Origin of the sequence: Castellaniella hirudinis (assembly GCF_042651965.1) — a bacterium.
In the GTDB taxonomy this organism is placed as follows: domain Bacteria; phylum Pseudomonadota; class Gammaproteobacteria; order Burkholderiales; family Burkholderiaceae_B; genus Castellaniella; species Castellaniella hirudinis.
The window spans coordinates 203,541-230,466 of the sequence record NZ_JBHSDY010000002.1 but is presented as its reverse complement, the minus strand read 5'-3'; the positions used below and the strand labels follow the sequence as shown (position 1 = coordinate 230,466).

The following is a 26,926-nucleotide window of genomic DNA, read 5'->3' as shown; positions in this document are numbered from 1 at the left end:
TGAGCGATCCGGGTGCGTAATTCTCAAACAAGACGCGGCGGCCCCAGGGCCGTCCTGGTTCCCGAGTTCAGGAGCATTGAACATGACCAGCCATAAAACGACGTTGTCTGTCCTTTGGACGGCGCTTGCCGTTGTATTCGCCCCCGCAGCCTTTGCCGACAATGCCACGCTGACCCAGGCGGTCGAGACGGCCGTCCTCCACAATCCCGAGGTCGGCGCGCAATTCCACAACTTCCAGTCCGGCCTCGAAGGCCAGAAGGTCCGCCGCGGCGCCTTGCTGCCCGAAGTCAATCTGCAGGGCTGGACGGGTCGTGAATACCGGGGCAGCACCAGCAACAACGGCTCCACCGACTGGAACCGCAACGGCTACAGCCTGTCCCTGCGCCAGTTGCTGTTCGACGGTTTTTCCACGATCAACGACGTGCGCCAGTTGGGCTTTGAAAAGCTGGCCGACTACTACACCCTGAAGGCCACGGTCGACGATCTGGCCCAGCAGGCGGTCCAGGCCTACCTGGACGTCCAGCGCTATCGCGAACAGGTCAACCTGGCGCAGCAGAACTACAACCTGCACAAAGACATCCTGGGCCAGATCTCCGAGCGCAGTTCTTCGGGCGTCGGCCGTGGGGTGGACGAGGTCCAGGCCCAGGCCCGCCTGGCTCTGGCGCAGACCAATCTCATGACGGCCGCGGGCAACCTGAACGACGTCACCCAGCGCTACCAGCGCGTCGTCGGACAGGTCCCGGCCGAGACCCTGGCCGAGGCGCCTGACGTCGCCGGCTCGCTGCCCACGAACCCGACCGATTTCACCCAGTCCGTGCGCGTCAGCCCCACCGTGCTGGCGAAACAGGCGCTGGTCCAGGCGGCCGAACGCGGCAAGGCTTCGGCGCAGGGCCGCTTCTCCCCCACGCTGGAATTGCGCGCCGCGACCGGCCGCGACCGCTCCGATCCGCCCTACACCAACGACGAGAGCACGCGCAGCTCCAACGTCCAGTTGATGGCGTCGTTCAACCTGTTCCGCGGCGGCGCGGACACGGCGCGCGTGCGCCAGACCGCGGCCCAGACCTATGCGGCCCGGGACGTGCGCGATTACACCTGCCGCAACGTCCAGCAGGAACTCGCCATCTCCTGGAACAACGTCGTGCGCCTGCGCCAGCAGATGCCCTTCCTGCAACAGCATGAACGCGACATCGCCCAAGTGCGCGTTGCCTACATGCAACAATTCAAGATCGGCCAGCGCACCTTGCTGGACCTGCTCGACACCGAAAACGAACTGTTCGATGCCCGGCGCGCGCTCACCAACGGGATCTACGATCTGCGTACGGCCGAATACCGCTGGCTGGCGCTGTCCAACCAGGTGCTGCCGGCGCTGGGTCTGGCCGACCCCTACCAGGAAAAGCCTGACGAAGCCGCCAAGCTCGAATTCCCGGACGAGATCCTCAAGGCCTGCGTGACGCCGCTGTCCGACCTCCGCAACCTGCAGCCCGTCCAGGTCAACTACCAGTCCGGCCTCAAGCCGCCCGTGCTGGCCCCCGCGGGCAAGCCCGGCAAGGCCAGTGGCTGGAACTAAGTTTCAAAGACTTTGTCTTTGTCATAGCAAGCAATGCCCGGGCCTCGCAGCCCGGACAGAAGGTGAAGGTCCGGTCGCCCGCCGCAGTCGCGGCGGCCCGGCTTTCCCTGCCGCATAGGGGAACGCCGATGGCCTCCGATCAGGATCGTTTCAAACAGGATCTCTCAGACCTGGACGCTGGATTCATCCGCGTCCTGGAAGATCTGATCGACGCATTGATCGCCAACGGGGCCCTGCGCCTGACCGACCTGCCGCCCCAGGCGCTGGAAAAGCTTGCCGAACGCAAGCGCACCCGCCAGCGGCTGCAAGGCGCGCTGAACCTGATTTCCGACGACGATGCCCTCTTCTGATGCCGCTGCCGCCATGGCTGCTCAACCCGAAGCTTCCCAACCGTTGGGCGCTGCCCCGGCGCCTGAACTGCCGGGCGCCACGCCGCATCAGTTGCATGATGATTCCCTGCTGGCCAGCCTGGCCCTGATCACCCGGCTGCTGGGGCGGCCCTGCACCGCCCAGCAACTGTCCTCGGGGCTGCCGCTGGTCGACCAGCGCCTGACGCCGTCCCTGCTGGGCCGCGCCGCCGGCCGCGCCCAGTGCAGCGCCCGCATCGTGCGCCGCGCCCTGGGCAACTGGTCGCGCAGCGTCATGCCGGCCATCCTGTTTCTCAAGAACCAGCGCGCCTGCGTGCTGATCCTGGAGCGCGGCGACCACTACCTGGTGCATTACCCCGAGGCGGCCGAACCCGTCGAAGTCCCGCGCGCCGAACTGGAAGCCGAATATGCCGGCCTGGCCTGTTTCGTGCAGCCGCGCTATCGCACCGAAGACCGCACCCAGGACGCCCATATGAAGGCGCGCAGCGGCCACTGGTTCTGGGCCGCGATGCTGGGCAACTGGAAGCTCTACCGCGACGCCGTGGCCGCCGCCGTGCTGATCAACATCTTCGCGTTGGTCATGCCGCTGTACACGATGAACATCTACGACCGCGTCATCCCCAACAGCGCCGTCGAAACGCTGTGGGCGCTGACCATCGGCATCGCCCTGGCCATGGTCTTCAACCTGGTGCTGACCGCGATCCGCGCCTATGTCGTGGACATCGCCAGCAAGCGGGTGGACGTCGAGCTGTCCTCGCGCATCATGGAACAGGTCCTGGACCTGCGCATGGAAAGCCGGCCCGTGTCCGTGGGGTCCTTTGCCTCGAACCTGCGCTCCTTTGAATCCGTGCGCGACTTCATCGCCTCGGCCAGCCTGACCACGCTGGTGGACCTGCCCTTCGTGCTGCTGTTCCTGGCCGTGCTGGCCTGGATCTCGCCCTGGATGGTGCTGCCGCCCCTGGTGGCCATCGTCGTGATCCTGGCCGTGTCGCTGTTCTCCCTGGCACGGGTCGAGAAAATGACCCTCGAAACCTTCCAGGCCGGGGCGCAGCGCAACGCCGGCCTGATCGAGGCCCTGAACGGCATGGAAACCGTCAAGGCCCTGAACGCCCAGAGCCATACCCAGCGCATGTGGGAAGAATCCACCCGCTGGCTGGCCGAACTGGGCGCGCACATCAAGCTGACCTCCTCGGTCACCGTCAGCTTCGTGCAGACCTGCCAGCAACTGGTCAATATTTCCGTGGTCGTGGTGGGCGTCTACCTGGTCCAGGAAGGCATGACCATGGGCGGCATCATCGCGGCCTCGATGATTTCCGGGCGCTGCCTGGCGCCGCTGGGGCAGGTCGTCGGCCTGATGATGCAGTACCACAATGCCAAGGCATCCCTGAAGTCCATCGACAACTACATGGGCATGCCGGTCGAGCGCCCGGCGGATCGCTCCTTCATGCCGCGACCCGTGCTCAAGGGCGGCATCGAATTCCAGGGCGTCACCTTCGCCTATCCCAACAGTTCGCTTGCGGCGCTGGACAACGTCAGCTTCCGCTTCCAGCCCGGTGAAAAGATCGGCATCATCGGCCGCATCGGTTCGGGCAAGACGACGCTTGAAAAACTGATCCTGAAGCTTTATGCGCCCACGTCCGGCGCCGTCCTGATCGACGGCATCGACCTGAACCAGATCGACCCGGCCGACGTGCGCCGCGCCGTCGGCTACGTGCCCCAGGACCCGGTGCTGTTCTACGGCACGCTCAAGCACAACCTGACGATTGCTTCGCCGTTCGCCACGGACGAAGATGTCCTGCGCGCGTCCCAACTGGCCGGCGTGGACGAGTTCGCCGCCAGTCATCCCGAAGGCTACGACATGATCGTCGGCGAGCGCGGCGATTCCCTGTCGGGTGGCCAGCGCCAGTCCATCGCCATCGCTCGCGCCCTGGTCAACGATCCACAGATCCTGCTGCTCGATGAACCCAGCAGCAATATGGACCACCAGAGCGAAGCCCAGCTCAAGACCCGCCTGCGGGCCGCCAGCGAGGGCAAGACCCTGATCCTGGTCACGCACCGCACGTCTCTGCTGGACCTGGTCGACCGCCTGATGGTCATCGACCATGGCCGTATCGTGGCCGACGGTCCCAAGGCCCAGGTGGTCGAGGCCCTGCGCCAGGGCCGCATCGGCGGCGCCCGCAGGAGCTGATGATGGGAATGCTGCCCGATTTTCTCTCCAGCCTGCGCCGGTCCTTCGCCCCCAAGCACGAGGGCGGCCGCGCCGACATGATCGGCGACGCCACCTGGGCGCTCAGCCAGCAGCGCACGCGCGGCTCGCGCATGCTGATCTGGATGTCGCTGCTGACCGTGGGCGTGCTGATCGCCTGGGCCTCGACCGCCGACATCGATGAGGTCGTGCGCGGCGAAGGCAAGGTCGTGCCCTCGCGCCAGGTCCAGGTCATCCAGAGCCTGGACGGCGGCGTCGTCCAGGAAATCCTGGTGCGTCCCGGTGACAAGGTCGCCAAAGAGCAGGTCCTGCTGCGCATCGACCCCACGCGCTATTCCTCGTCGCTGGGGGAAAACCGCGCCGAGTCCCTGGCCTTGAAGGCCAAGGTCGCCCGCCTCGAAGCCATCGCCACCGACACGCCCTACCAGGCGCCCGAGGACGTCCAGGCCCAGGCGCCGGCCCTGGCCGAACAGGAACGCAACGTCTGGCAGGCCCGCGTCCGAGAACTGCAGGCCAACCTGGAAGTCGCCCGCGAACAGCTCAATCAGCGCCAGCAGGAACTGCGCTCCACCATCGCCAACCGCGACCAGGCCGCCACCAGTTGCGCCCTGGCCTCGCGCGAGTACTCCATGACCAAGCCGCTGCTGTCCAGCGGCGCCGTGTCCCAGGTGGACTTGCTGCGCCTGCAGCGCGACGTCGCGCGCTTCTGCGGCGAAGAAAAATCCGCCGCCGCCCAGATCGACAAGATCCATGCTTCGATCCAAGAGGCCGAGGCCAAGCTGAACGAAACCGAGGTCACCTTCCGCAACCAGGCGCGCACCGACCTGTCCGACGCCCGCGCCAAACTGTCCGCCCTGCTGGAAAGCCAGGTCGCCCTGGTCGATCGCGTGACCCTGTCCAACATCCGTTCGCCGGTCAACGGCACCGTCAAGACCCTGACGGCCAACACGGTGGGCGGCGTGGTGACGCCTGGCAAGGACATCATGGAAATCGTCCCGTCGGACGACACCCTGCTGCTCGAAGTGCGGGTCAATCCGCGCGACATCGGTTTCCTGTATCCGGGACAAAAGGCCGAGGTCAAATTCACGGCCTACGATTTCTCCATCTACGGCGGCCTGCAAGGCCACGTCGAGGAAATCGGCGCCGACTCCATCACCGATGAAAAGGGAAATTCCTATTACATCGTGAAGGTCCGTACGGAAACCGCCTACGTCGGCAGTGACGAACGGCCCATCATCCCCGGGATGATGGCCGAAGTCCACATCCTGACGGGCAAGCGCACACTGATGCAGTACCTGCTCAAACCCGTGCTGCGCGCGCACTCCAACGCCTTCCGCGAACGCTGAGAGGATACGCAATGACGATACCGGTTCTGTTGTTGACCGCCGATGATGCGCTGTACCAGCACTGGGCCGGGCTGGATGGGCTGGGTTGGGCGCCCGCGCGCGGCTACCGCCTGACCGACCTGGCGCCCTGGGGACGGCGCGGCGTGCTGGTCGTCATGGACGCCCGCCTGCTGCCCAAGGCCGGTTCCGACATCCCGGACGTGCCGACCGGCCTGCAGGTCGTCGTCGCCAGCAGCCACCCCGGCGACCCCGAGGGCCGGCGCGCCCTGGTCGCCGGCGCAGCCGGCTATGTGCACGCCTACATGCCGCTCACCGGCCTGGACCGCGTCCTGCGCCACGTCATGGGCGGCGAGATCTGGGTCGGCAAGAGCATGCTGTCGCGCATGCTCAGCCAGATCGGCCAGGCAGTGCCCGAACCCAACCAGGACTGGGCGCGCGACCTGACCGTGCGCGAACGCGACGTCGCCCGCTACGTCGCCCTGGGCCACTCCAACCAGTCCATCGCCGATGTCCTGGGCATCACCGAACGCACCGTGCGCGCGCACATCTCCGCCATCTTCGAGAAACTGGGCGTCACCGACCGCCTGATGCTGGCCCTGCGGGTGCACGGCATCGACCAGACTGCAACCCAGGGAGCGGCGAAGGGCGTGGGGGTTTAGGCTTGGTGTCGGATGTGAACGGAATGCGGAGCGCGGGCTTGTCCCGCGCTTCTCATTTTGCGCGCGAGATCGTGCTTTCTACCCTGTCGTTTCAGCCAATAGGCAGTTTTTCCTGAGGTTATTAGTATTAACCCTTATAAAACGGTACGGTCGGGTACAACCCGGTGGTTTACCAAGCATTCATTTTGCAGGGAATTTCTTTGGCTACCGATACGATTCAGATCCTCCACGTCACAGGCAAAGCCTGGATGCGCACCTCCGATGGCACGCTGATCGCGTTGCGGGAAGGCATGCGCGTGCCCGTCGACGCCCGCATTCTGACGGACGAGGGCGCGTCCATCATCCTTCAGGCTGACGGTATTCCGGCGGTCATCCTGGGGCAGAACACGGACATGCTGGTGACGGCGGATCTGGCGCAGGCTGATCCCGTGCCGGTCGATCATGCCGTGGCGGCGCCGGCTGATGCGGTCGCGGCTCAAGTCCTGGCCGCACTGGACGCCGGCCAGGATCCTTTCGCGGTTCTGGACCCGACCGCTGCCGTGTTGACCGGCGGTGGCGGCGGCGGATCTTCCGTCGCGCGCCTGACCAGCCTCATCGAGCCTGTAACCCCGTTGGACCTGGCCTACCCGCGTCCGGGTGTGGACACGCCGGAATTCACCCTGTTGGGCGGAGCCGTCGCGGGCGCGGAAGCGGTTGCGGCCGGCGCTGGTGACAGCGACGGCGCTCCAGGCGGCAACGAAGGCGGCGGCAACGAAGGCGGCGGCAACGAAGGCGGCGGCAACGAAGGCGGCGGCAACGAAGGCGGCGGCAACGAAGGCGGCGGCAACGAAGGCGGCGGCAACGAAGGCGGCGGCAACGAAGGCGGCACATCGACCGATCTGACCTTCGAGAAAGGCACGACCCTGTACGACTATGTATTGAAAACCAAACCGCAAGACGGCGTCGTGTTGCGGTTGATGGCGTTCAAGGATCGTTCCGATGGACCGGAGGATGTCTTCAACAAAGGCCATTCCTACTGGGACAAACCGAACGATGTCAATAATCAGCCCGGCGACGACTTGCAGGCCATGGTTCATATCAGCCAGGACCTGCGGAGCATCGGCGTCATGAACCAGGGGCGTGGCGACTGGTTCAATGACCTGTCGATCGAGAACACCCCTGACTCGCCCGGGACCGACGATGACGGCCAGTATGGTGAAAAACTGGCACTGGAATTTCTGCCGGAGGCGGACGGCGACACGCTGAATATCACCCAGGTGAGTTTCAGCATAATTGGTCTGGATGCTGCAGAATCCGTGCGGATCGCCGTCTTTTATGACGGGGATGACCTGCCTGCGGCCGTGAAGCATTACACACTGGAGGACCTGATCAACGGTCGCCTGCAGATCGATGCTGAAGAGGGGCACTCCATCACGCGGATCGTCGTCGGTGCGGGCAATGTCGGTGACAGCTTCTCCATCGGCAATGATGTTTCCATCGTGCAGCACGGCAGTCATGCGAATCCGTCCCCTGCGGCTGAGCCTCATGAAGCCTCTTTGGCGAGTCTGGACGCGGCCGTTCCTGACGATGCCGGTGATCACCGCGATGCGGGTCTCCTGGCATCCCGGGGCCGTGAAGGCAGCAGCACGGACGATGTCCTCGCCTGGACCCTGGGCGACCAGAATCGCCACACCGATCCCACCCAGGACCGTGTCGTGCATTTCGGCACAGGCGATGGCGCCCAAGGTACGAATACGCTGGATCTCAGCGACTTGCTGAAAGGCCATACGGATGACGCTGACCTGACCCAGTACCTGAATATCTCCAAGGGAGAGGACGGGCATTCCACCGTCATTGACGTCAGTACAACGGGGCATGTGGTGGATAGTCACGACCAGCGTATCGTCATCGACGATGTCGATCTGACGGCGGGTCACGGCGACGACACGCAAGCCCAGCTCATCAACAGCCTCATCAACGACGGCAAACTGAAGGTCGACAGCAACTGATCGGAGTGACGATCCCGCGCTGGCCATCCGCCCGTCCCTGGGTTCCCGGGCGCGGGCGGATTTTCTTGTGACGCGCCTGGCACCCTGTCTCTCGCCTTTCCCCATGCCTCCGATGCCAGGCGAGACCTAGGCATCAAGGCGTCGCAGCCGAAGACTCCAGCGTGCTCAGGGCGTTTGAGGCAGTGTTATAGCGTTTCTCGGCCGCCGTGCAGAGCGTTTGATCGGCTCTCTGGTTTGCTTGTGCGCCGGGATCGGCTGCCGGAGCTTGCCCTTTGCAGGCGGCCGTCATTTCGTTGGCGATGCTGGCAAGCGTCTGTTTCAAGGCCAGAATTCTTTCTCCCTTGGTCGGGGTTCTTGTGCCGTCTTGCAGGGCAAGTCTCAGGCCCTCCATGAAAGAACACGAGTTGTGCAGATCAATCATGTCCGTGAGCGCGCTTTGCATGGGATAGTCCGAGATATCTTTGACCAAAGAGAGCTTCAGCGCATCACGTTTGGTTTTGCGGGTGTCCTCAATTTTCTGATCGATGGCCGTAGCCAGCATCTGTTTATAGACCGTCTCGTTGACCAGGGATCGCTCGGAATTGAAGAACAGCGCCAGCGCGGCATAAATGGTCTTGGGGTTTTCGCCGGTGGCGATGGTCGCCGCTCCGGCAAACAGATTGGTCAATGTGCCCAGCGCGGTATTGGCAATGGCGTCATTGCCGTAAATGCTTCTGCGGTGTGTCATGCAGATCTGGTCCGAAGCCAGCATCAGCGTCGCAATCGCCTGGTTTCTTTGCGCCGTGCAGGTGCCGCGGTTTTGATCCGGAGCGGCCGGGGTGCCAAAACAGCCTTTGTCGACCAAAGCGGCTTGGCCTCCTTCCCCTTGCGTGGTCAATTTCTGGACCAGGGTGTCTTGCAGATTCAAGTCGGCCGAGGCCAGATCCGGCACGCCATAGCCCTCGGAAAGATGCTTGCGGGCGGTGCCGCAGCCGGTAAGCAGGAAACATGACATTGCGATGACCAGGGCTGGACGGATCATGGTGATCTCCTTCTGGGTGAAGCATCTTTGAACCAGCAGGGGCTGGGTAGTGCGGATCTTTATTCGATGAGATCCGCCAATTTGGCGTGCAGGCTTGCTGTTGGGTGAGCGATGCCGTAGAGCCAGTCCTCAAGGACCGTATGGTCTGTCTGGCGTAACCGGATCGAGGTCAGCATTGCGTCAATCCCGTACCGGAAGCCGCGCCGCCGATCGGGATCGTAGGGTTTGAAATCGGCAGGGTGCGGCAGCGGGAGGGATTGCTTGTCCCAAGGTTCTTCCTTTTCAGGATAGGCCCAGCGGACACGGTCGCCGAACGGACACTGGTCGCCCGCCTGCCGGCATTCGAGGCTGCCCGCGCAGAAACCCCAGTCTTGTTCCGGCAGATCGGTTTCTGGAAGATGGAAGTTCCACCCGTGGTTTCTCGCGGCAGTCTGTTGGGCTTTGATCAGGGGATTCACGTAATCCTGGACCGCAGTGATCAATCGGCTGGGGCTGATGCCCATATAGGCGCCATCATGCCGTGGGGCGATCAGGTGGTTGTCCAGTTTTTCTGCGATCAGGGCCTGAAGTGGCAGATTACCGTCTCGTGTGCGTGCGTTACACGCTTTCAATAATGTTGTCAGAGCCGGTTTTTGGCTGTCCGGCACCGGTAGAGGGATACCGGGCAGGGGAGTCGTGTATCCCATGACGTGGACGGCCGAGCACGGAATCTTCAATACCTCCAACTCATTGGCTAGCTGCCGATACAGAGGATCGAGCAGCCGGATGTGTTCGAGTGTGGTTTTCGGCTCGATCGGACGGAGTTCATCTCGAATGCTTTTGTTCACCCTGCCTTCCAAGATACGTGCGATGCCGCGATAGTTTATTTCGCTGTATAGAATCCACTTCACGATGCCGGAGAATCCGGTGTCGTTTCCCCCGAATTGGACCATGAGGGTGTCGACGGGGCGGGGATCGAGGCACGTGATTCGGGTCGTGGTGTTTTCAGCGGCGGCGCCAGCGCGCCGCTCGTAGTAAGTATCAAAATAGCCGCCCAGTACCTTGGGCTGTGCCACGAGGGTTGATTGCAGTTCTTGTCCCTGGCATAGGAACCGGGCCAGTGCGTTTTGCTGGGAGCTGCGCAGCCACTGGTTTCTGTTGCGTTCCCCCTCGATCGGTTTCATCGGCTCCATGCCGGGCGGGTTTTTCTGCGGTAGCAGAAATCCGTCGATGACCTCGGCGCCGGAACACGCGAAGGATGCGAACTGAACGACGGTATGGGGATCAATGATCGCTTGGCGCAGGGCGGCTAGAGCGGGCCATGATCGTAGCGATCGATGACAGTTCGTGTCCCACCATTCTGCCGAGCGCTTGATCAATGAAGTGGGCATCACATTGTGTTCTTTGACGATCGCCCAGTCGTGGTTCGGCACCTTCGAGGTTCTGTTGAGTTTGGCGGGTAGATCAGGATTGCCCTCGCCGGATGCGAATGAGTCGCCGAGAGCGATGATCAGTTTGGGGTTGATCTGGATATCGGCGGATTCGCTTGCTTTGGACTCGTCCTGGGTGACCCGCAGGGTGTAGGGCTGGCTGAGCCGGAGGGGCTGAGGGATGTTGATCTCTGCTGCACAGGCAGCCTGGACGTGAGCGACGAGATCGCCATTCTGCGCCCTCAGCTCCCACTGGCAGGAGGGGCCGCTCAGACTGGTTTTGGCGTTGATATGCGCAGTTTCAGCCAATACCTGCCGGGTGATATAGGTTTGAACTTCGGGAAACCATGCGGTGTTTCGTGCAAATTTAAAGTCGGACCGATCAGCCGTTGCGATCGTGCGGGCGATCTGGTCGGGATTTGCCTGCGTCAATGCCACCAGATCACTGAATGCTGTATTCGATAACAGCGGAAAACGGTTCTGCACTTCCCATGTGACGTCGGCATGAGCCTGGCCGATCGCGAACAGTCCTGCATACCCAAGGGCGGTAGTCCATTTCATGGTTCATCTCCTTGACGGTGCGCTGACGCGTGGCCCGCCTGTGGATGAGCGGCAGACAAGAGTGGGAATTCAATTTCACAAAGTCTTATTTTTTTCGTTTTGATACATAAAAGCTATTTAGGATTAACCCGCTGAATATTTTGGACGCCGCGACGCTGGAAGACGTGTTTCGGGATTGATCCCCCATGCGCTGAACGGCGGCCTGCGCAGGCATGATGTTCAAGACCTTTTCCGAATGTTCCGCCTGCCATTGATCGTAGGAAACCTGACCGCACAGCCAGGTTTCTGCGCTTGGACTCCGACCATGAACGACCAGGGTTTCTACTGAGCCGTTCCTTGACGTTTATTGTCTTTTCCGCCAATACGAAGCCCCCTGGCTCCCGCGTAGGATTCGAACATATGCTCGCCGCATCTGCGCATATCGCGCACTGACTGGCCCTACGGATTCATACAGAGGACTTCACCATGGCTACCGATACCGTCTTGATCACTCACGTCACCGGCCAGGCCTGGATGCGCGCATCCGATGGCACGATGATTGCGCTGCACGAAGGCATGCGCGTGCCGGTCAACGCGCACATCCTGACGAACGAAGGCGCCAGCGTGACCCTGCAGGCCAACGGCGTGCCGCCGGTCATCATCGGCCAGAACACCGACATGCTGGTCACCGACGATCTGGCTGCCGCGCAGCCGCAACCGGCCGACAACGCCGTGACGCCGCCGGCCGACACCGTGGCCGATCAGGTGCTGGCCGCGCTGGACGCCGGTCAGGACCCGTTCGCCATCCTGGACCCGACCGCCGCGACCTTGACCGGTGGCGGTGGCGGCGGCGACAGCTTCACGCGCCTGGCAGGCATCACGGAAGCGACCACACCTTTGGCCCTGGCCTATCCGCGCCTGGGTCTGGAGACGCCGGAATTCGTGCTGCTGGGCGGCGCAGCGGCGGGGGATGATGCGGTTGCTGTTTCGGCGCCGCTGATTCCTGCTGGTCCGACGCTGAACATCCCGGACCAGAATGATCAGCCTGAGGGCGACGGGCCCGGCGTCCGCCCGGGCACCGTCAGCTTGTTCGAAAACAACACCTACCAGCCGCAACCCGGCGGGAATCCGGCGCCGTTCGCCATGGCTGTGGCAAGCGATGCGGGCGACCATACGGGCGCTCAGGGGCATTTCTCCTTTTCCGCCGCCGCCGGACTGAATCGGCTGGAGTTCTCCTTTGCCCCCGAGGCAGGAGAAGCACCGACGCAGGTCGTCACGGCTGCACAACTGGCGGCGCTGGCGCTTCCGGGCGCTGAGCCCATCGTGATCGACACCGACCTCGGTCTGCTGCATCTGACCGCATACCACCCGGACACCGGAACGATCGATTACACCTACTGGTCCGACGGTGCTGTGACGCATCCCGAAGACGCCCTCATCTTCCCCGGGACGGGCCAGCAGTACGTGCTGGATTCCATCGGCATTACGGTGGTGGACAACTACGATCCGCCGCGTACGGCCACCGGCCAGATCGACGCCGCCATCGTCGACACCGCGCCCGTCGCGCAGCCCGACGAGGCCAGCGTGACCGAGGATGGTGTGACGTCGGTCGAAGGCAATGTCATCGAGGGCACGGGCGCCGGTCATGAAGGCGCCGATACGCGGGGCGCCGATGCGGTGAGTGTGACGGGCGTCACGCATGGCGATACATCTGGCGCAGATGTCAGTGGCGGTGAGGGGACTGTCATCAAGGGCACGTATGGCGACCTGACCCTGAACGACGATGGTTCCTATACCTACAAGCTGGTCACTGATCCTGCCGATGAGCGTCACGCTGACGTTCAGAAGCTGGGCGAGGGTCAGAAAGAAAGCGACGTCTTCTCCTACACCCTGACCGATGCCGACGGTGATACGTCGACGACGACCCTGACGATCAAGGTCACCGGCACCAACGACGCACCGACGATCACGTTCGGCAATGACGGTGCCGACGCCAGTACGGCCGTTTCCGAAGAAGGACTCCCCGCTCACCCGCTGGGCCACATCATTGGTGCGGGTAATCCGCATGGCGCGGGCCTGCCGGACGATCACCATGCCCCCGGTTCCACGGATACCACCGACGATGCCAAGTCGTCCGGCCACTTTACCGTGGCCGACGTGGACGGTGATCCTCTGACGGTCACCCTGGGTTTGCTGAATCCCGATCCGGGCCTGACATCGGACGGCCAGACGGTTCGGTGGTCGCTGTCGCCTGATGGGCAGATCCTGACGGGACACATCGGCCATGGCTTTGGTGCGCGCGACGTGATCAAGATCACGCTGACCAAGGAATCCGACGGTCACTATCAATACGACGTCAAACTCCTCGAACCGGTCGATCATCCGCTTCAGGGCGAGGATGCGCTGGGCCTGGTTGTGCCCATCAATGTGTACGATGGCCACGACACGACGAAGGGCGAACTCAAAGTCAGCATCGAGGACGATTCGCCGCAGGCTGCGGCCGACTTCAGCCGTCTGCTGGTTCAGGGGGATGAAGGCTGGGCGGGTCTCCGGGGCGGCGATGTGCTGCTCAATGATCGCTTCGGCGCGGACGGCGGCGACAGCCATGGGCATGCATTTGCCTGGAATAGCAATGATGCGTCCGAGGTCAACGCACAGGGCGAGCCGGTGGATGGCGGCGACACGCTGTCGCAGTACGGGCAGTTGATACTGGGGCCTGCAGGAATCTGGTCTTTCCAACTGGACAACACCAGTGCGCATACCCAGGGCCTGGGCGAAGGCGAGGTCAAGACCTTCACGGTCTCGTACACGATTACCGACAACGACGGCGACACCTCCACCTCGACCCTGACTGTCAAGATCGAGGGCCGCAACGACCGGCCGACGATTACCTTTGACGACACGGGCAAGGCCGAAGGCAACGCTTTCGTTTCTGAAGAAGGCCTGGGCGCGGGGCTGCTGCCGCTGCATGGCAATGGCCTGCCGGACGAGCAGGGCACCCCGGGCGACCACTCTGACAGTGCTCACACCTCCGGCTCCTTCCAGGTTCGCGATGCGGACGCGCACGACACCCTGACGGTGAAACTGTCCACGGCTGGTCTGCCGGATGATCTGTACTCGGGCGGGCAGAAGATATCCTGGGCTCTGGACGGCGATCACACCCTGGTGGGCAGTGTGCCGAACCCCTTGGATCCCATGGGATTCCTGCACCTCCCCCGCATACCCGTGATCGAGGTCAAGCTGAGCGGCCCCGATGGCGATGGCAACTACTCCTATACCGTCGATCTGCTGGCTCCGGTCAAGCACCCGATCGCAGGCGAAGGTGCCGCCGGTGAAGATGTGCTGGACCTGAAAGTCCCCGTCATCGTCACCGACAGTTCCGGGACCGCCACGAATTCGACCACCGGCTATCTGAACGTCCATGTCGAGGACGACAGTCCCAAGGCCGTGAACGTGGACGGCGGCACCCTGATCGAAAGCTCCGAGGGCAGCATCCACGGTACGCACCTGGAGGGCAATGTCATTGCCAATCTGCTGGCAGGCAAGGTCTTTAACGATGTGGATTCCGCCGGCTGGGGCGCGGACGGCCCGAAGGGCGGCTTGTCCAGCATCCTCTCCGGCCATTTGGTGACCTGGGGCGATCCCGCCGCAGCGGCGGATGATGGCGGCGATCTGCTTTCAAACTACGGTACGCTGCAGGTCAACCCCAATGGTACCTGGTCCTTCAATCTGGACAACAGCCTGGGTGCGACCCAGGCGCTGGCCCAGGGGGAAACCAGGACCTTCACCATCGACTACACGTTGACGGATTCCGACGGTGATACCTCGACCGCCCATTTGACCATCAAGATCGAGGGCACCAACGACAAGCCGACAATTACCTTCGGCAATGACGGTGACGATGCGAAGGCGGTCGTGTCCGAAGAAGGCCTGACGCGGGATGCCGGCAACTACGACAACGGCATCAAGGATGGCCCTGATGACGCCATCGGCAACGATACGCTGAGCGGCGACAAGACCGATAGCCCGACGGCGTCCGGCACGTTCACCGTCGCGGACGTCGATACGGCATTGTCGAATGTGTCGGTCTCCCTGGGAGACGGTTCCGGTGTCGTGGCAACACGTGATGTGGGCGGGGCCGTGCAAGCCCTGACCTCCCACGGACAGCCCCTTCAGTGGGAATCCGCTGCCGACGGTCATACCCTGAGCGGTTACGTCATGATCGATGGCGTGCGTCAGGACATCATCGAAATCACGCTGGTTCAGGGGGCGACTGACGGGCAGCCGAACGGCCATTACACCTATACCGTGGATCTGAAGGGCGCCATCGACCACCCGATCACGGAGGGTGCGGCCGAAGACGTCCTGAACCTGAACATCCCGATCACGGTCAGCGACGGCCAGGGCGGCGTGACGGAGTCTGCCATCACCGTCCGCGTCGAGGACGACAGCCCGCAAACCTATGACAGCGATGTTGCCCAGGCCTCGTCTGCGAATATCCCCAATGTCTATGTGGGGACCGTCGATTTCACCACGAATGGTACTCGTGACGGGGATAGCGACCTCGGCATGAAATTCACGGGCACTGGTGATGCCGAGATCACGGTGTCGGCCCAGGGATTCAAGTCTGCGGCGGATGTGGGTCTTGAAGACGCCAAAGTCTTTCAGGACGGCAACGGCGTGGGGGTGGCAAGTACGGCCGACCCCTACCACACCCTGCCGGGCGAGATTGATTATCGTGTCCTGGAGAACGGCACTGCGAATTCCGAAACCCTGACGGTCAGGCTGCCCGACGGCAAGGTCGCTTACAGCGCCCAAGTTGAATTTTCCATGTTCTTCGGCGGCGAAAAAGAGTCCGGCGTGGTCGAGTTCTGGCGGGGCGGCGAGAAGGTCGGTGAACAGTCGTTCAGCTCGACGGATCCGGACGGCAACTATGTTTCCGGCCTGCTGCATACCGACACGTTCGGTGCATTCGACACGCTGGTATTCAAGGCCACCGACAACGGCAATGGCAAGGACAACCGGGGCGACAACAGCGACTTCGGCATCAAGACCATCACCTTCGACGGGCCGCCGCCGGGGGCCGTTGTGCATGCGGGGGGCGACCTCAACTTCGCCTATGGTGCCGATGGCGCCGGTGGCCTGGCCTGGGCTGCTGCCGCGCAGGCCCTTTACGTGGGGGCAGATGCCGCCCATTTGACGCAACTGATCCTGACGCCCAATGAAGGCGGTACCGTTCTGACCGGCACTTACGGCGATGCCGGTACGGTTGCCTTCCAACTGATCTTGACGCAAAACGGTTCCTGGGAATATTTCGGCTACCAGACCCTGCGCGGCGCGGATGGGAAACCGGTCGAAACCTTGCCGTTCGGTTATATCGTCAAGGATGCCGACGGCGATCCAACGCCGGGTACGGTCACCATCGGCATGCCGGTCGCGGCGCCGACCATCAGCGTCACGGACTCCATGGTCACGGACGAGGCCCTGGCCCATGGCAACCCCGACGACACGAATGGCCAGTATCCGACGCCCTCGCCGTATCCCTATCCGGACCAGGCCAGCGAGCAAACCGCCACGGGGTCGCTCATTCTGGGGGATCCAGATACCCCCGTATCGAGCCTGGTCGTCTCTTTGGGCGCGAATGTGACCGCCTCCTGGGGCTATGCCGACGCGACTCAGTCGAGTGGCATCAATACGGGCGACTTCTCTGCGGGGAATCCGCTGCAGTCCCACGGCCAGCCGGTTTCGTGGGCGCTGGTGGGAGGCACGCTGGTCGCCTATACGGGCAACGACGAGACGAACGAATCCTCTTGGGTCATCAAGGTCGAACTGACGAAGACCGATGGCGTGGTGACTGGCTACGAAGTCACGCAACTCCAGCCCCTGGATCACCAGGGCCATGACCAGGAAGACATCATCGACCTGAAAATCCCGGTTTCGGTCTTCGATCCGACGTCGGGCAAGTCAGACACGGCCGACATCATCGTGCGTATCGAGGACGACAGCCCGATCTTGCTCAAGGGGCCGAATGATGCCGACTTCGATCGCAGCACCATCGTGGATGTGCAGAACGGAGAGGGCGCAGCCACCGGCGACCTGGGCATTTCCGTCGGCGCCGACTTTGAAAACGCCACCGTGGCGATCACAGGCAAGGATGGCGCGTCACTGAATGGCCAGCCTGTCACGGCGCATGTCGGTGACGCCGATGTGCAGTTGACCTCTGACGGCACGAATCTGGTCTGGGTTGCAAAGGATGACGGCAGCGTCATCGCCGTCAAGGAAGGCGATGCCAGCCAGACTGCGGTGCTGACCATCACCCCGAGCCTGACGGGCGGGGCGGGTGATCATGGCAGTTATACCGTGACGGTGCAGGGGGTCATCGATCCGCTGCCGGCCGCGGCCGCCTCCGAGTCGCACACGCAGGACTTCACTTTCAGTGGCATTGCCGACGGGGTGTATAACCAGATCACTCTTGGCGCGGATGGCCCGTTCACGGTGAATTTGAGTGCTGCGGACGCCAACAGGCCGGGCCAGACGATTGATCCTTATATCGCCTATGGGAAATTGGGCGTCACCGTGCATGGCGACGGGAATAACTTCATTAATCATGATGGAGGCTCTGCTGAAAGCCTGACCTTCACGTTCAATCCCAATGGTGGAAACCAGATCACGCACGTGGAGTTCACCACGTTTGATCTGCAAGCGGGTGAGCGGGTCAGCGTCATTGTCAATGGAGACACGGCGCATCCGATCACCATCATTCCGTCTGCCGACGGCGCTTCGATCGTTATTGATGTGAAGGATCTCCCAGCCGGGATGAATGCGACGGAAATCACGTCCGTGACGCTGAGCGGGGCCAATAATGCGACGGTCTATGCCATTACGGGCATGAGTGTCGGTTATGAAACCGTCACTTCGGGCTCCAGCACGGATACCGACATCACCCTCGACCTGGGCGCCGTGGTGACCGATGGCGACGGTGATTCGGTGAACACGGGGATCGAGATCAATCTGAAGGGTCTGACCGAGCAGCCGCCCACCGTCGAAAGCAGCGAAATCAGTGCGAACGAAGACACGATCATCGGGCTGAATTGGGACAGCTTCCACGTCGCCAACGGCGGCGACGATCCGGCCGTCAGCATCACATCGTTGCCTGAGCATGGCGTGCTGCAGTATTCCACGAATGGCACGGACTGGTTCAATGTGAAGGCCGGCGATCAGTTCAAGGAAAGCGATCTGTCCAGCGGCACGAGCCTGCGCTTCGTGCCTGAACCCAACCAGTCCGGCGGCGTAACCGGTGATTCGGCCAACGATTATGCCCAACTGGGCTATCGGGCGGTTGGTTCGGACGGCAACCCCGTGGGCGACACCGCCACGCTGTCCATCGACATCACCCCGGTGGCGGATGCGCCCGTACTGCACTTCTCGCTGAGCGAGCCGGTGATCACGGAGGGCAGCAAGACGACCTTGGTTGAGTTCGGAGACAAATCATTCAGTATCGGCCCTGACGGAAACATCGTGGACGATATGCCGACCATTGATTATCCGAACAGTGATCAGAACCAGGGCACAAATACGATTCAAGGCACCAAGTACAGCAATATCTTTGTCGTCGATGGGGACATCAAAGAAGCCAGTAATGGTGCCGATGGAAAAATCGATGGCAAGAAAGGCTACGACGTCGTTTATTTCACCAAGGATCGTGATCAGTACGAGATCGACTATCCCCATAAGAATGATCAGTGGGATTACAAAGTCACTGACAGGAGTACCGGCGCATATATCGAGCTGAAAAGCATCGAGGCGCTTGTCTTCGGTGATGGGAAAACGATTGGTGATGACATCAAAACCACAACCCACACCACCGACGGCCACGCCACCTACGACGTCAACCTGTCCGCCGCGCTGTCCGATACGGACGGCAGTGAACATCTGACGCCGATCACCATCAAGGGCCTGCCGGACGGTGCTTCGTTTGTCGATGGGGATGGGCAGCTTGTCGGTACGGCTGGTGCTGGACACACCTGGACGTTCCCTGCCGGTACGGATCTCAGCGATCTGCACCTGACGGCGCCCACCGGATCAGGTGGCGGCGCGCCCGATTTGTCCGGCCTCACCGCCAGCGTCACGTCGGTCGAGTCCGCCAACAGCGATGAGGCGACCACGACCGTCCCCGCCACGATCGATCACTACACCGAGACAGTCGGCACGTCGGGCAACGATACCTTGCCGAGTTCCGGCAGCGGGGCGGATTCTCACGATGTCCTGATCGGCGATCCCGGCGGCATGGTGCCGGGCGAACCGGTGCCGGGGGGCAATTACAACGTCGCTCTGCTGGTCGACCTGTCCTATAGCATGCAGGAAAACAACGCCGGCAAAAACGGCAAGGACATCGATCGTCTGGCAATCGCCAAACAGGCGCTGGAAGGCTTTGCCGACAAACTGGCGGCGCACGACGGCGAACTGATCGTGACGCTGATCGGGTTCGGCAGCAGGGCCGCCACGCCCGTGACGGTCGTCCTCAATGGGGACGATGAAGCCGGCAATCTGGCCAAGTTGAAGCACGCTATCGATAATCTGACTGTGAGCAGCGTCAATCCTGGCTATTACACCAACTACGAAGCGGCGTTCCAGGCGGCGGAACAGTGGTTCGGCAAGACGACAGGCGCTGGTGTTCATGCCAAGGACGGCTACGGAAACCTGACCTTCTTCCTGACGGACGGCGATCCGACGATGACGAATAGTCCGCATCCCGGCCACGGCTCCTACGAAACGGAAACGTATACGCACGATATGAAAGCTGGTATCGATGCCTATAAGTCCTTGCTGACGCACACCGGGACCGATGTATATGCCATCGGCATCGGCGCCGGGGTTTCCGAAAATCAACTGCGGTTCTTCGACAACACAACCGAGTCCGGCAGCACGACGCTGGGCAGCATCGTCATGGACGATAGCGGTAATCCCAATAGCGGAAGCAAAACGACGCTGACTGGCCAAGTCGGCGAAGTCACCATCGTCGATGACTCCAAGGACGACAGCATGCAGGCCCTCCTGAATGCCCTGGACAAGGGCTTCCAGGACAGCACGCATGCCGGTGCGGGCGCCGACACGCTGTACGGAGGCAACGGCAACGACATCCTGTTCGGCGACGAACTGAATGTGGCCTGGCTCGATTGGGCCGGCAAGGACAAGCCTGCGGACGAAACCCTGAACAACCTGGATGTCTTGAAGGACTACCTGACTCAGGCGCATGACGGAGTGGCCCCCAGCAACGCTCAGGTTTACGAGTTTATCCAGGCGAATCTGGAAAAATTCGGTGCATCTGACCCGTCGGATCACAACGACAAACTGTTCGGCGGTGACGGTGATGACGTCCTGTTCGGGCAGGGCGGCAACGACGAGCTGCATGGCGGCGCCGGCCACGATGTCCTGTATGGCGGCTCCGGCAACGACGTGCTGCATGGTGGTGCCGGCAACGACACCCTGATCGGCGGCGATGGCCACGATACCTTCGTCTGGACCTTGGGGGATCAGTGGGCGGATGGCGGCCATGGCCCGGTCACCGGCCCGATTCCGGTCGATACGATCACGGATTTCGGCAAGGGCGATACGTATGGCATCCAGGGCGATACCGATAAGTCCCACCAGGACGTGCTGGATCTGAGTCAACTGCTGCAAGGCGAACAGGCCCATCTGACGGTAGGTGTCGATGGCACGGTCTCAGGAGATCTGACCCAGTATCTGCATATCTCCAAGGATGGCGATAACGCGGTCATTAACGTCAGTTCACACGGCACCCTGAACGCTGCGGGAAATGGCTATGACCAGCAAATTGTGCTGGAGGGCCGCGCTGATTTGACGACAGGCCATGACCTGGCTTCGCCTGAAGGGCAAGCCAGCTTGATCAACAGCCTGATCCAGCAGGGCAAACTGAACGTGGATCACAACAGCTAAACCACTCTACAGTCAGTCCTTCGCCCGCATTCCGGCCAGCCCCGGGGTGCGGGCGATTTTTCTGCCCTCTCCCTGGCCGCAGTTTTGACATATCTTTGCTTTTCTGCAGTCAAGTCCTGCCCTGTATTGTCTTTCCCGCCAATATAAAGTGCGTGGGCACATGCGTAACATCCAGATTCATGCTCGCCGCCAGTACACGTTTCGCGGATAGGCAGGCGCAACCGAATTCACCACTGGGAACTCAATAAAAATGGCAACCGATACCGTTCTGATCACCCACGTCACCGGCCAAGCCTGGATGCGCGCATCCGATGGCACCATGATTGCGCTGCACGAAGGCATGCGCGTGCCGGTCAACGCGCACATCCTGACGAACGAGGGCGCCAGCGTGACCCTGCAGGCCAACGGCGTGCCGCCGGTCATCGTCGGTCAGAATGCCGACATGCTGGTCACCGACGATCTGGCTGCCGCGCAGCCGCAGCCGGCTGACAATGCGGTGACGCCGCCAGCCGACACTGTGGCCGACCAGATTCTGGCCGCGCTGGACGCGGGCCAGGACCCGTTCGCCCTCCTGGATCCGACCGCCGCGGTGCTGACCGGCGGCGGTGGCGGCGGCGACAGCTTCACCCGCTTGTCCAGCGTGGTCGAGGCCACCACGCCCCTGGGCCTGGCCTATCCGCGACCGGGCGTGGAAACGCCTGAATTCGTGCTGCTGGGCGGGGCGGCTGCGGGGGACGATGGTGTTGCGGCGGCGTTGCTTCCCGCTCCGACTATCGAGATTCCTGATGCGAACAACGAGCCGACCGCGACTCCGGGTAATTTCACGATCTCTGAAGACAAGACTGAAGCAGTAGACGGGGTGGTCGGCTCGTTTAGCTTCAGTGCTGCTGGCGGCCTGCAGGCCTTGATATTCAATTTTTCCGCTGAAACCGGAACGGATGGCGGTGCAGTTGCTCCGGCAGGTACCACCCTGACGGTCACTCTGGCTCAGTTGCTGGCCGCATCCGGCTCCCCGATCGAAATCGACACTGACCGTGGCTTGCTGGTGATCACCGGTTATAACCCCAGCACGGGCGAAGTCAGCTATCGCTATACTTCCGACGGCTGGCAGGATCATCGCCAGGGAGATGGCGAGTCGGTCCTGGATACCATCGGGATCACTGTGGTGGATACCCAGGGCCGGACCGTGTCGTCTGATCTGGTGGCGAACATTACGGATACGGTGCCTCAGGCGGTTGCCGATGAGGTGGATCAGGGGGCTGAGAATACGGCGGTCGATGTCGACGTGTTTGCCAACGACAAGGGTGGCGCCGATGACGTGGACCTGGCAACGGGTGTGAAGCTGGTGGACGGCAGCCTGAGCGGCAAGGGCGAACTGGTCTACAACGACAACGGCACCTTCACGTATACGCCTGCGGCGGGCGAGGAAGGCAAGGTCACGTTCAAGTACGAGATCACGGACGCTGACGGGGATCCGTCGGTGGCGGAGGTGACGATCAATCTGGTGGCGGACTCCAAGCCGGAGATCGAGGTCACGCCGAGCGATCCGGCTGCGCAGCCCGGCACGGGCACGGTGCTCGAATCGGGCCTGGCCGATGGTTCCGCGCCTGGCGACAGCAAGACGACGAGCGGCACGCTGAACATCAACACGGGCAACGACGCGATCGGCAAGGTCGAGATCACGGGCAAGGACGGTCCGGTGGACGTGACCGCTGGCGGCACGGTGCAGGGTGCGCACGGCACGCTGACGGTGACGTTGTCTGGCGGCGTGTACAGCTACAGCTACACGCTGACCTCGGCGACGACCGACGTCGACGGTGCGGTGGAGAGCGACGACTTCACGGTGAAGGTCACCGACAGCGATGGCGATGCAGCCACGGCGGGCCTGACGGTCGAGATTACGGACGATGTGCCCACGGCGGAGAATCACCTGAACGTCGGCACGGTCACGGAGAATGCCGCGACCGACCATGTCGAGGGCAGCGTCCTGGGCGCGGGCAGTGGCAGTCATTACGGCGCCGACGGCGCGGCGGCCAGCGGTGCGCTGGCCTGGGGCACGGCGGTGGCGACCAAGGGCGGTGCGACGGTGAACCTGTCGGACTACGGCCATCTGGATCAGAACGCGGACGGGACGTGGAAGTTCACGCTGGACAACACCAAGCCGGCCACGCAGGCGCTCAATGACGGCGATACGATCAACGTGAAATTCAGCTACACGCTGGAGGACGGCGACGGCGACACCGTCACCAAGGATGTCAGCTTCTCGATCAAGGGTGCCAACGACGCGCCCACGATCGTGGTGCCGAATGCGCCGGATCTGCAGGGCGTCCATGCAGTCGTGACCGAGGAATCGCTGCCGCGCGGCATCGCCGACGGCACGGGCAGCCCCGATGGGGATCATGCCAGTTCGGCGACCTTCGCGGGCACGATCACCGTGGGCGATCCGGATACGCCGGTCTCGAGCCTGACGCTCAGCCTCGGCACGGCGGTGGCCGCGGCGCAAGGCCCGGGTTCGGGCGGCGCGGCGATTGCGGACCTGACCTCGCATGGCCTCCCGGTGCATTGGACCAACGTGGGCGGCAAGCTGGTCGGCTACACCGGCACGCTCAATGGCGGCGATTACCATGAGGTGCTTACGGTCCAGTTGACCGCCGGCGACACAGGCGCGTCCCGCGGCTACACGGTGACGCTGCACGATACGCTGGATCATCCTGAGAACAGCGTGGAGGATGTGATTGACCTGAAGATTCCGGTGACGGTATCCGATGGGGATCTGAGTGCAGGCACGACGATCACGGTGCGCATTGAGGACGATATGCCGGCTGTGGTGGAAAACCCGGCTCCCGTGCAGACCACGAATGTGGACATTCCCGATATCTACACTGGGAAAGTCGATTTTTCCGGGTATGGAGGCTCCAAGACTGGTTATAGCTTTGATAATGGTGCCGTCACGGTGTCGGCGGTGGGTTTTACGTCCAGCACTAATCTGACGTTGGGCGCCGCGAATGTTTATCAAAACAGCAATGGCCTGGGTGTCAAGAGCAGCAACGAACCGTATTTTGCCCTTGATGGCGAGGTCGATTATCGCAAGGTGGGTGATCAAGGCGCTTCCGAGGAATTGACGGTTGAGTTGTCTGGCAACAAGGTGGCCTATGGTGTCACGGTCGAGTTCTCCCAGATGTTCGGTGGTGAACTTGAACGCGGTGTTGCATTGTTCTATCGGGATGGCGTCTTGGTCTCCAGCCAGGAATTTTCCTCTGATACGAGCAGTGGGGACTATGCCGCCAATTTCCAGGTGCAGGACGGCGGATTCGACAAGATCGTCTTCAAGGCCCTGGATAATGGTGAGTCCGCGGCTCACAAGGACAATAGCGATTTTGCGGTCAAGAGCATTACGTTCCTCGGCTCCGAGGACACGCATCCCATCGCCTACGCAACCGGCCACATCGCGCTCAGCTATGGTGCGGATGGTCCGGGCGATCTGAACCTGACGAGCGCGGAAACAGGGCTGAAAACAGCCGATGGCCGTGCTGTGTTCAGCACGGTTTCCGCCGATGGAAATACCATCGTTGGGAAGGACGCGGACGGGCACCTGGTTTATGAGATCAAGCTCACGCCCGCGACCGGCCAATGGGAGTTCTACCAATACCAGGCCATGGATCGGACTGCGGACGGTCATATCGACTTCAACTACCAGATCACCGATGCGGATGGTGATGGCGCGCAGGGGCATGTGTCGATTGCCGTCAATACTGCGCCGGAATTCCTCAGCGGTGCCGACACGACCGATACGCCGCCGAACAGCGACGCCTACGCCTTCACGGGGGTGGATCCGCATGACGGCTCGGCGACCGTGGGCGCGGTGCAGGCGCACGATGTCGATGGGGATGCGTTGAGCTACCAGATCACCGGTGGAAACGGGAGTGGCGCCTATAGCATCGATGCTGCGACCGGAGAAGTCCGGGTCGATGGTTCGAAGGTGGGTGACCTGTTCGGCAAGGAGCAGACCGACACGTTGACGGTGCAGGTCTCCGACGGCAAGGGTGGCATGGATACCGCGACGGTGGATATCCACCTGGTCGGCGACAAGCTGGTGACTGGTACCAATGAGCAGAACACGCTGAATGGGAGTATTGGCGCCGATATCCTGCTGGGCGATGCTGGTGGTGTTAAGACGACGGTCCAACCAGGTCAGAACTACAACATCGCGCTAGTGGTGGATACTTCTGGGTCGATGAGTAGCGATTCCGGCCAGACTAAGCCAGTCTGGGTGGAGGATGGATATTGGAGTGGCAAGGGGAAGAATAAGACCTGGGTCGATACCAGCCACTATGAAGACCAGCCTATTTCCCGGATGGAACTCGTCCAGGATGCTCTGAAGAACCTCGCTGCGCAGCTTGTAAATCATGATGGCAAGGTTAATGTCGCTCTGATTGACTTTAACAGTGACGCGAGGGATGTTACGCCGAGCTATGGGCAGTCGGGCTATGTGTTTAAGGATCTGGACTCTACGTCTCTGGCTGCGTTGATTGCCAAGATTGATGCTTTGGCGGCTAATGGAGCAACCAACTATGAGGATGCTTTCAAGGAGGCTGGAGACTGGTTTCAGTCGCTGCCTTCGGACCCCAGCTACAAAAATCTGACGTTCTTCTTGACGGATGGCAATCCGACGTCCAGCAATAGCGGCTCGGGGAACTGGGGTGGGAACTACACTGATTATTCCGACGTCAATAATGCCTTGGATGATTTCCAGAGGGTCTCCAACTACGGTGAGATTCATGCGATCGGCATTGGCTCTGGGATCAATGAGGATCTGCTCAAGTTCTTCGATAATACGGATTCGACTGGGCAAAAGCAGTGGGTTCAACTTGACGATGGTCAGTGGATTCAGGCCAACACCGGTCAGGTGGATATTGTTGATAACGCCGCTCAACTTGAGGCTGCATTGCAGGGAGGGTCTTCGAGCACCGATCCGCTGCCGGTCAGCAACGACACCCTGTCGGGCGGCGACGGCAACGACATCCTGTTCGGCGACGTCATCAACACCGACAATCTGTCGTGGGCGGGCCGTCCGGACAACCTGCCGGACGGCTCGGGCCTGGATGCGCTGAAGGCGTACCTGAAGGCCGATCTGGGTCACGATGCGACGAACCAGGACATCTATGACTACATCAAGGATCATTCCGATCAGTTCAACGTGCCGGGCGACATCCGAGGCGGGAACGACACCCTCGATGGAGGCGCGGGCAACGACACCCTCTATGGCCAGGGTGGCAACGACACCCTGATCGGCGGGGCCGGCAACGACACGCTCTATGGCGGCGCGGGCGACGATGTGTTCGTGTGGAAGCTGGGCGACCAGGCCGAGGCCGGGCAGCCGATGGCAGTGGACCGCGTCAAGGATTTCGGCGTGGATGCGGCCAGCGCCAATGGCAAGGATCTGCTGGATCTCAGCGATCTGCTGCAGGGCCACACCGACGGCGCTGCGCCGGGCGATCATGGCGACCTGACGCAGTACCTGCACATCAGCGGCGACGGCAGCAAGACCGTCATCGACGTGAAGGTCAACGCGGACGGGACGGCGGCCGATCACGTGACCCAGCAGATCGTCATCGATAACATCGACCTGACGGTCGGCCATGGCGGTGATACGCAGGCCCAGCTCATCAACAGCCTGATCAATGACGGCAAGCTGAAGGTCGATCAGGGCTAAATCGTTATTCCGTCACTCTTTCGCCCGTTTTCCGGATTCTCCCGGAGAGCGGGCGTTTTACATGTGGGCCCGGCGCTTCATGCGGGCACATCCGTTTCCACCATGGCTTGATCTCGCTTCGAGAAGGGGGCAGGACGGCAATTGGCTCCTCG

Annotated in this window: 10 protein-coding genes; 8 read left to right on the top strand and 2 right to left on the bottom strand. The window is 62.0% G+C overall.

From position 1 onward, the window contains the following. The first annotated feature begins 82 nt into the window (after nucleotides 1-82). The 6 genes from ACFO0J_RS03260 (at nucleotide 83) to ACFO0J_RS03235 (ending at nucleotide 8,134) form a co-directional block, all read left to right on the top strand. Nucleotides 83-1,567 carry a TolC family outer membrane protein gene (locus tag ACFO0J_RS03260; protein ID WP_376811621.1) on the top strand — a complete coding sequence of 495 codons (1,485 nt, stop codon included), beginning with the start codon at nucleotides 83-85 and terminating at the stop codon, nucleotides 1,565-1,567. A gap of 128 nt (nucleotides 1,568-1,695) precedes the next feature. After that, nucleotides 1,696-1,917, top strand: coding sequence for a hypothetical protein (locus tag ACFO0J_RS03255; RefSeq protein WP_376811620.1), 222 nt, complete (start codon nucleotides 1,696-1,698; stop codon nucleotides 1,915-1,917). 13 nt (nucleotides 1,918-1,930) lie between these two features. After that, nucleotides 1,931-4,123 carry a type I secretion system permease/ATPase gene (locus tag ACFO0J_RS03250; protein WP_376811990.1) on the top strand — a complete coding sequence of 731 codons (2,193 nt, stop codon included), beginning with the start codon at nucleotides 1,931-1,933 and terminating at the stop codon, nucleotides 4,121-4,123. A gap of 77 nt (nucleotides 4,124-4,200) precedes the next feature. Further along, the gene (locus ACFO0J_RS03245) at nucleotides 4,201-5,487 is read left to right on the top strand and encodes an HlyD family type I secretion periplasmic adaptor subunit (protein WP_376811989.1); all 1,287 of its coding nucleotides are present in this window, start codon (nucleotides 4,201-4,203) and stop codon (nucleotides 5,485-5,487) included. A gap of 11 nt (nucleotides 5,488-5,498) precedes the next feature. After that, nucleotides 5,499-6,146 (top strand): response regulator transcription factor, encoded by a 648-nt coding sequence (locus ACFO0J_RS03240; protein WP_376811619.1) that lies wholly within the window; start codon nucleotides 5,499-5,501, stop codon nucleotides 6,144-6,146. A gap of 200 nt (nucleotides 6,147-6,346) precedes the next feature. Then, nucleotides 6,347-8,134, top strand: a complete 1,788-nt coding sequence (locus tag ACFO0J_RS03235) for a retention module-containing protein (protein WP_376811618.1) — start codon at nucleotides 6,347-6,349, stop codon at nucleotides 8,132-8,134. Nucleotides 8,135-8,267: 133 nt separating this feature from the next. Here ACFO0J_RS03235 and ACFO0J_RS03230 read toward each other — a convergent pair whose 3' ends face one another. Together ACFO0J_RS03230 and ACFO0J_RS03225 are read right to left on the bottom strand one after the other, a co-directional pair. Next, nucleotides 8,268-9,155 (bottom strand): hypothetical protein, encoded by an 888-nt coding sequence (locus tag ACFO0J_RS03230; RefSeq protein WP_376811617.1) that lies wholly within the window; start codon nucleotides 9,153-9,155, stop codon nucleotides 8,268-8,270. A 59-nt stretch (nucleotides 9,156-9,214) separates the two neighbouring features. Beyond that, nucleotides 9,215-11,125, bottom strand: a complete 1,911-nt coding sequence (locus ACFO0J_RS03225) for a hypothetical protein (protein WP_376811616.1) — start codon at nucleotides 11,123-11,125, stop codon at nucleotides 9,215-9,217. A gap of 465 nt (nucleotides 11,126-11,590) precedes the next feature. Between ACFO0J_RS03225 and ACFO0J_RS03220 the strand changes: the two genes are divergently transcribed. Together ACFO0J_RS03220 and ACFO0J_RS03215 are read left to right on the top strand one after the other, a co-directional pair. Then, complete coding sequence (locus tag ACFO0J_RS03220) at nucleotides 11,591-21,061, top strand: retention module-containing protein (protein ID WP_376811615.1); 9,471 nt, start codon at nucleotides 11,591-11,593, stop codon at nucleotides 21,059-21,061. A 250-nt stretch (nucleotides 21,062-21,311) separates the two neighbouring features. Next, nucleotides 21,312-26,774 carry a retention module-containing protein gene (locus tag ACFO0J_RS03215; RefSeq protein ID WP_376811614.1) on the top strand — a complete coding sequence of 1,821 codons (5,463 nt, stop codon included), beginning with the start codon at nucleotides 21,312-21,314 and terminating at the stop codon, nucleotides 26,772-26,774. The last annotated feature ends 152 nt before the right edge of the window (nucleotides 26,775-26,926 follow it).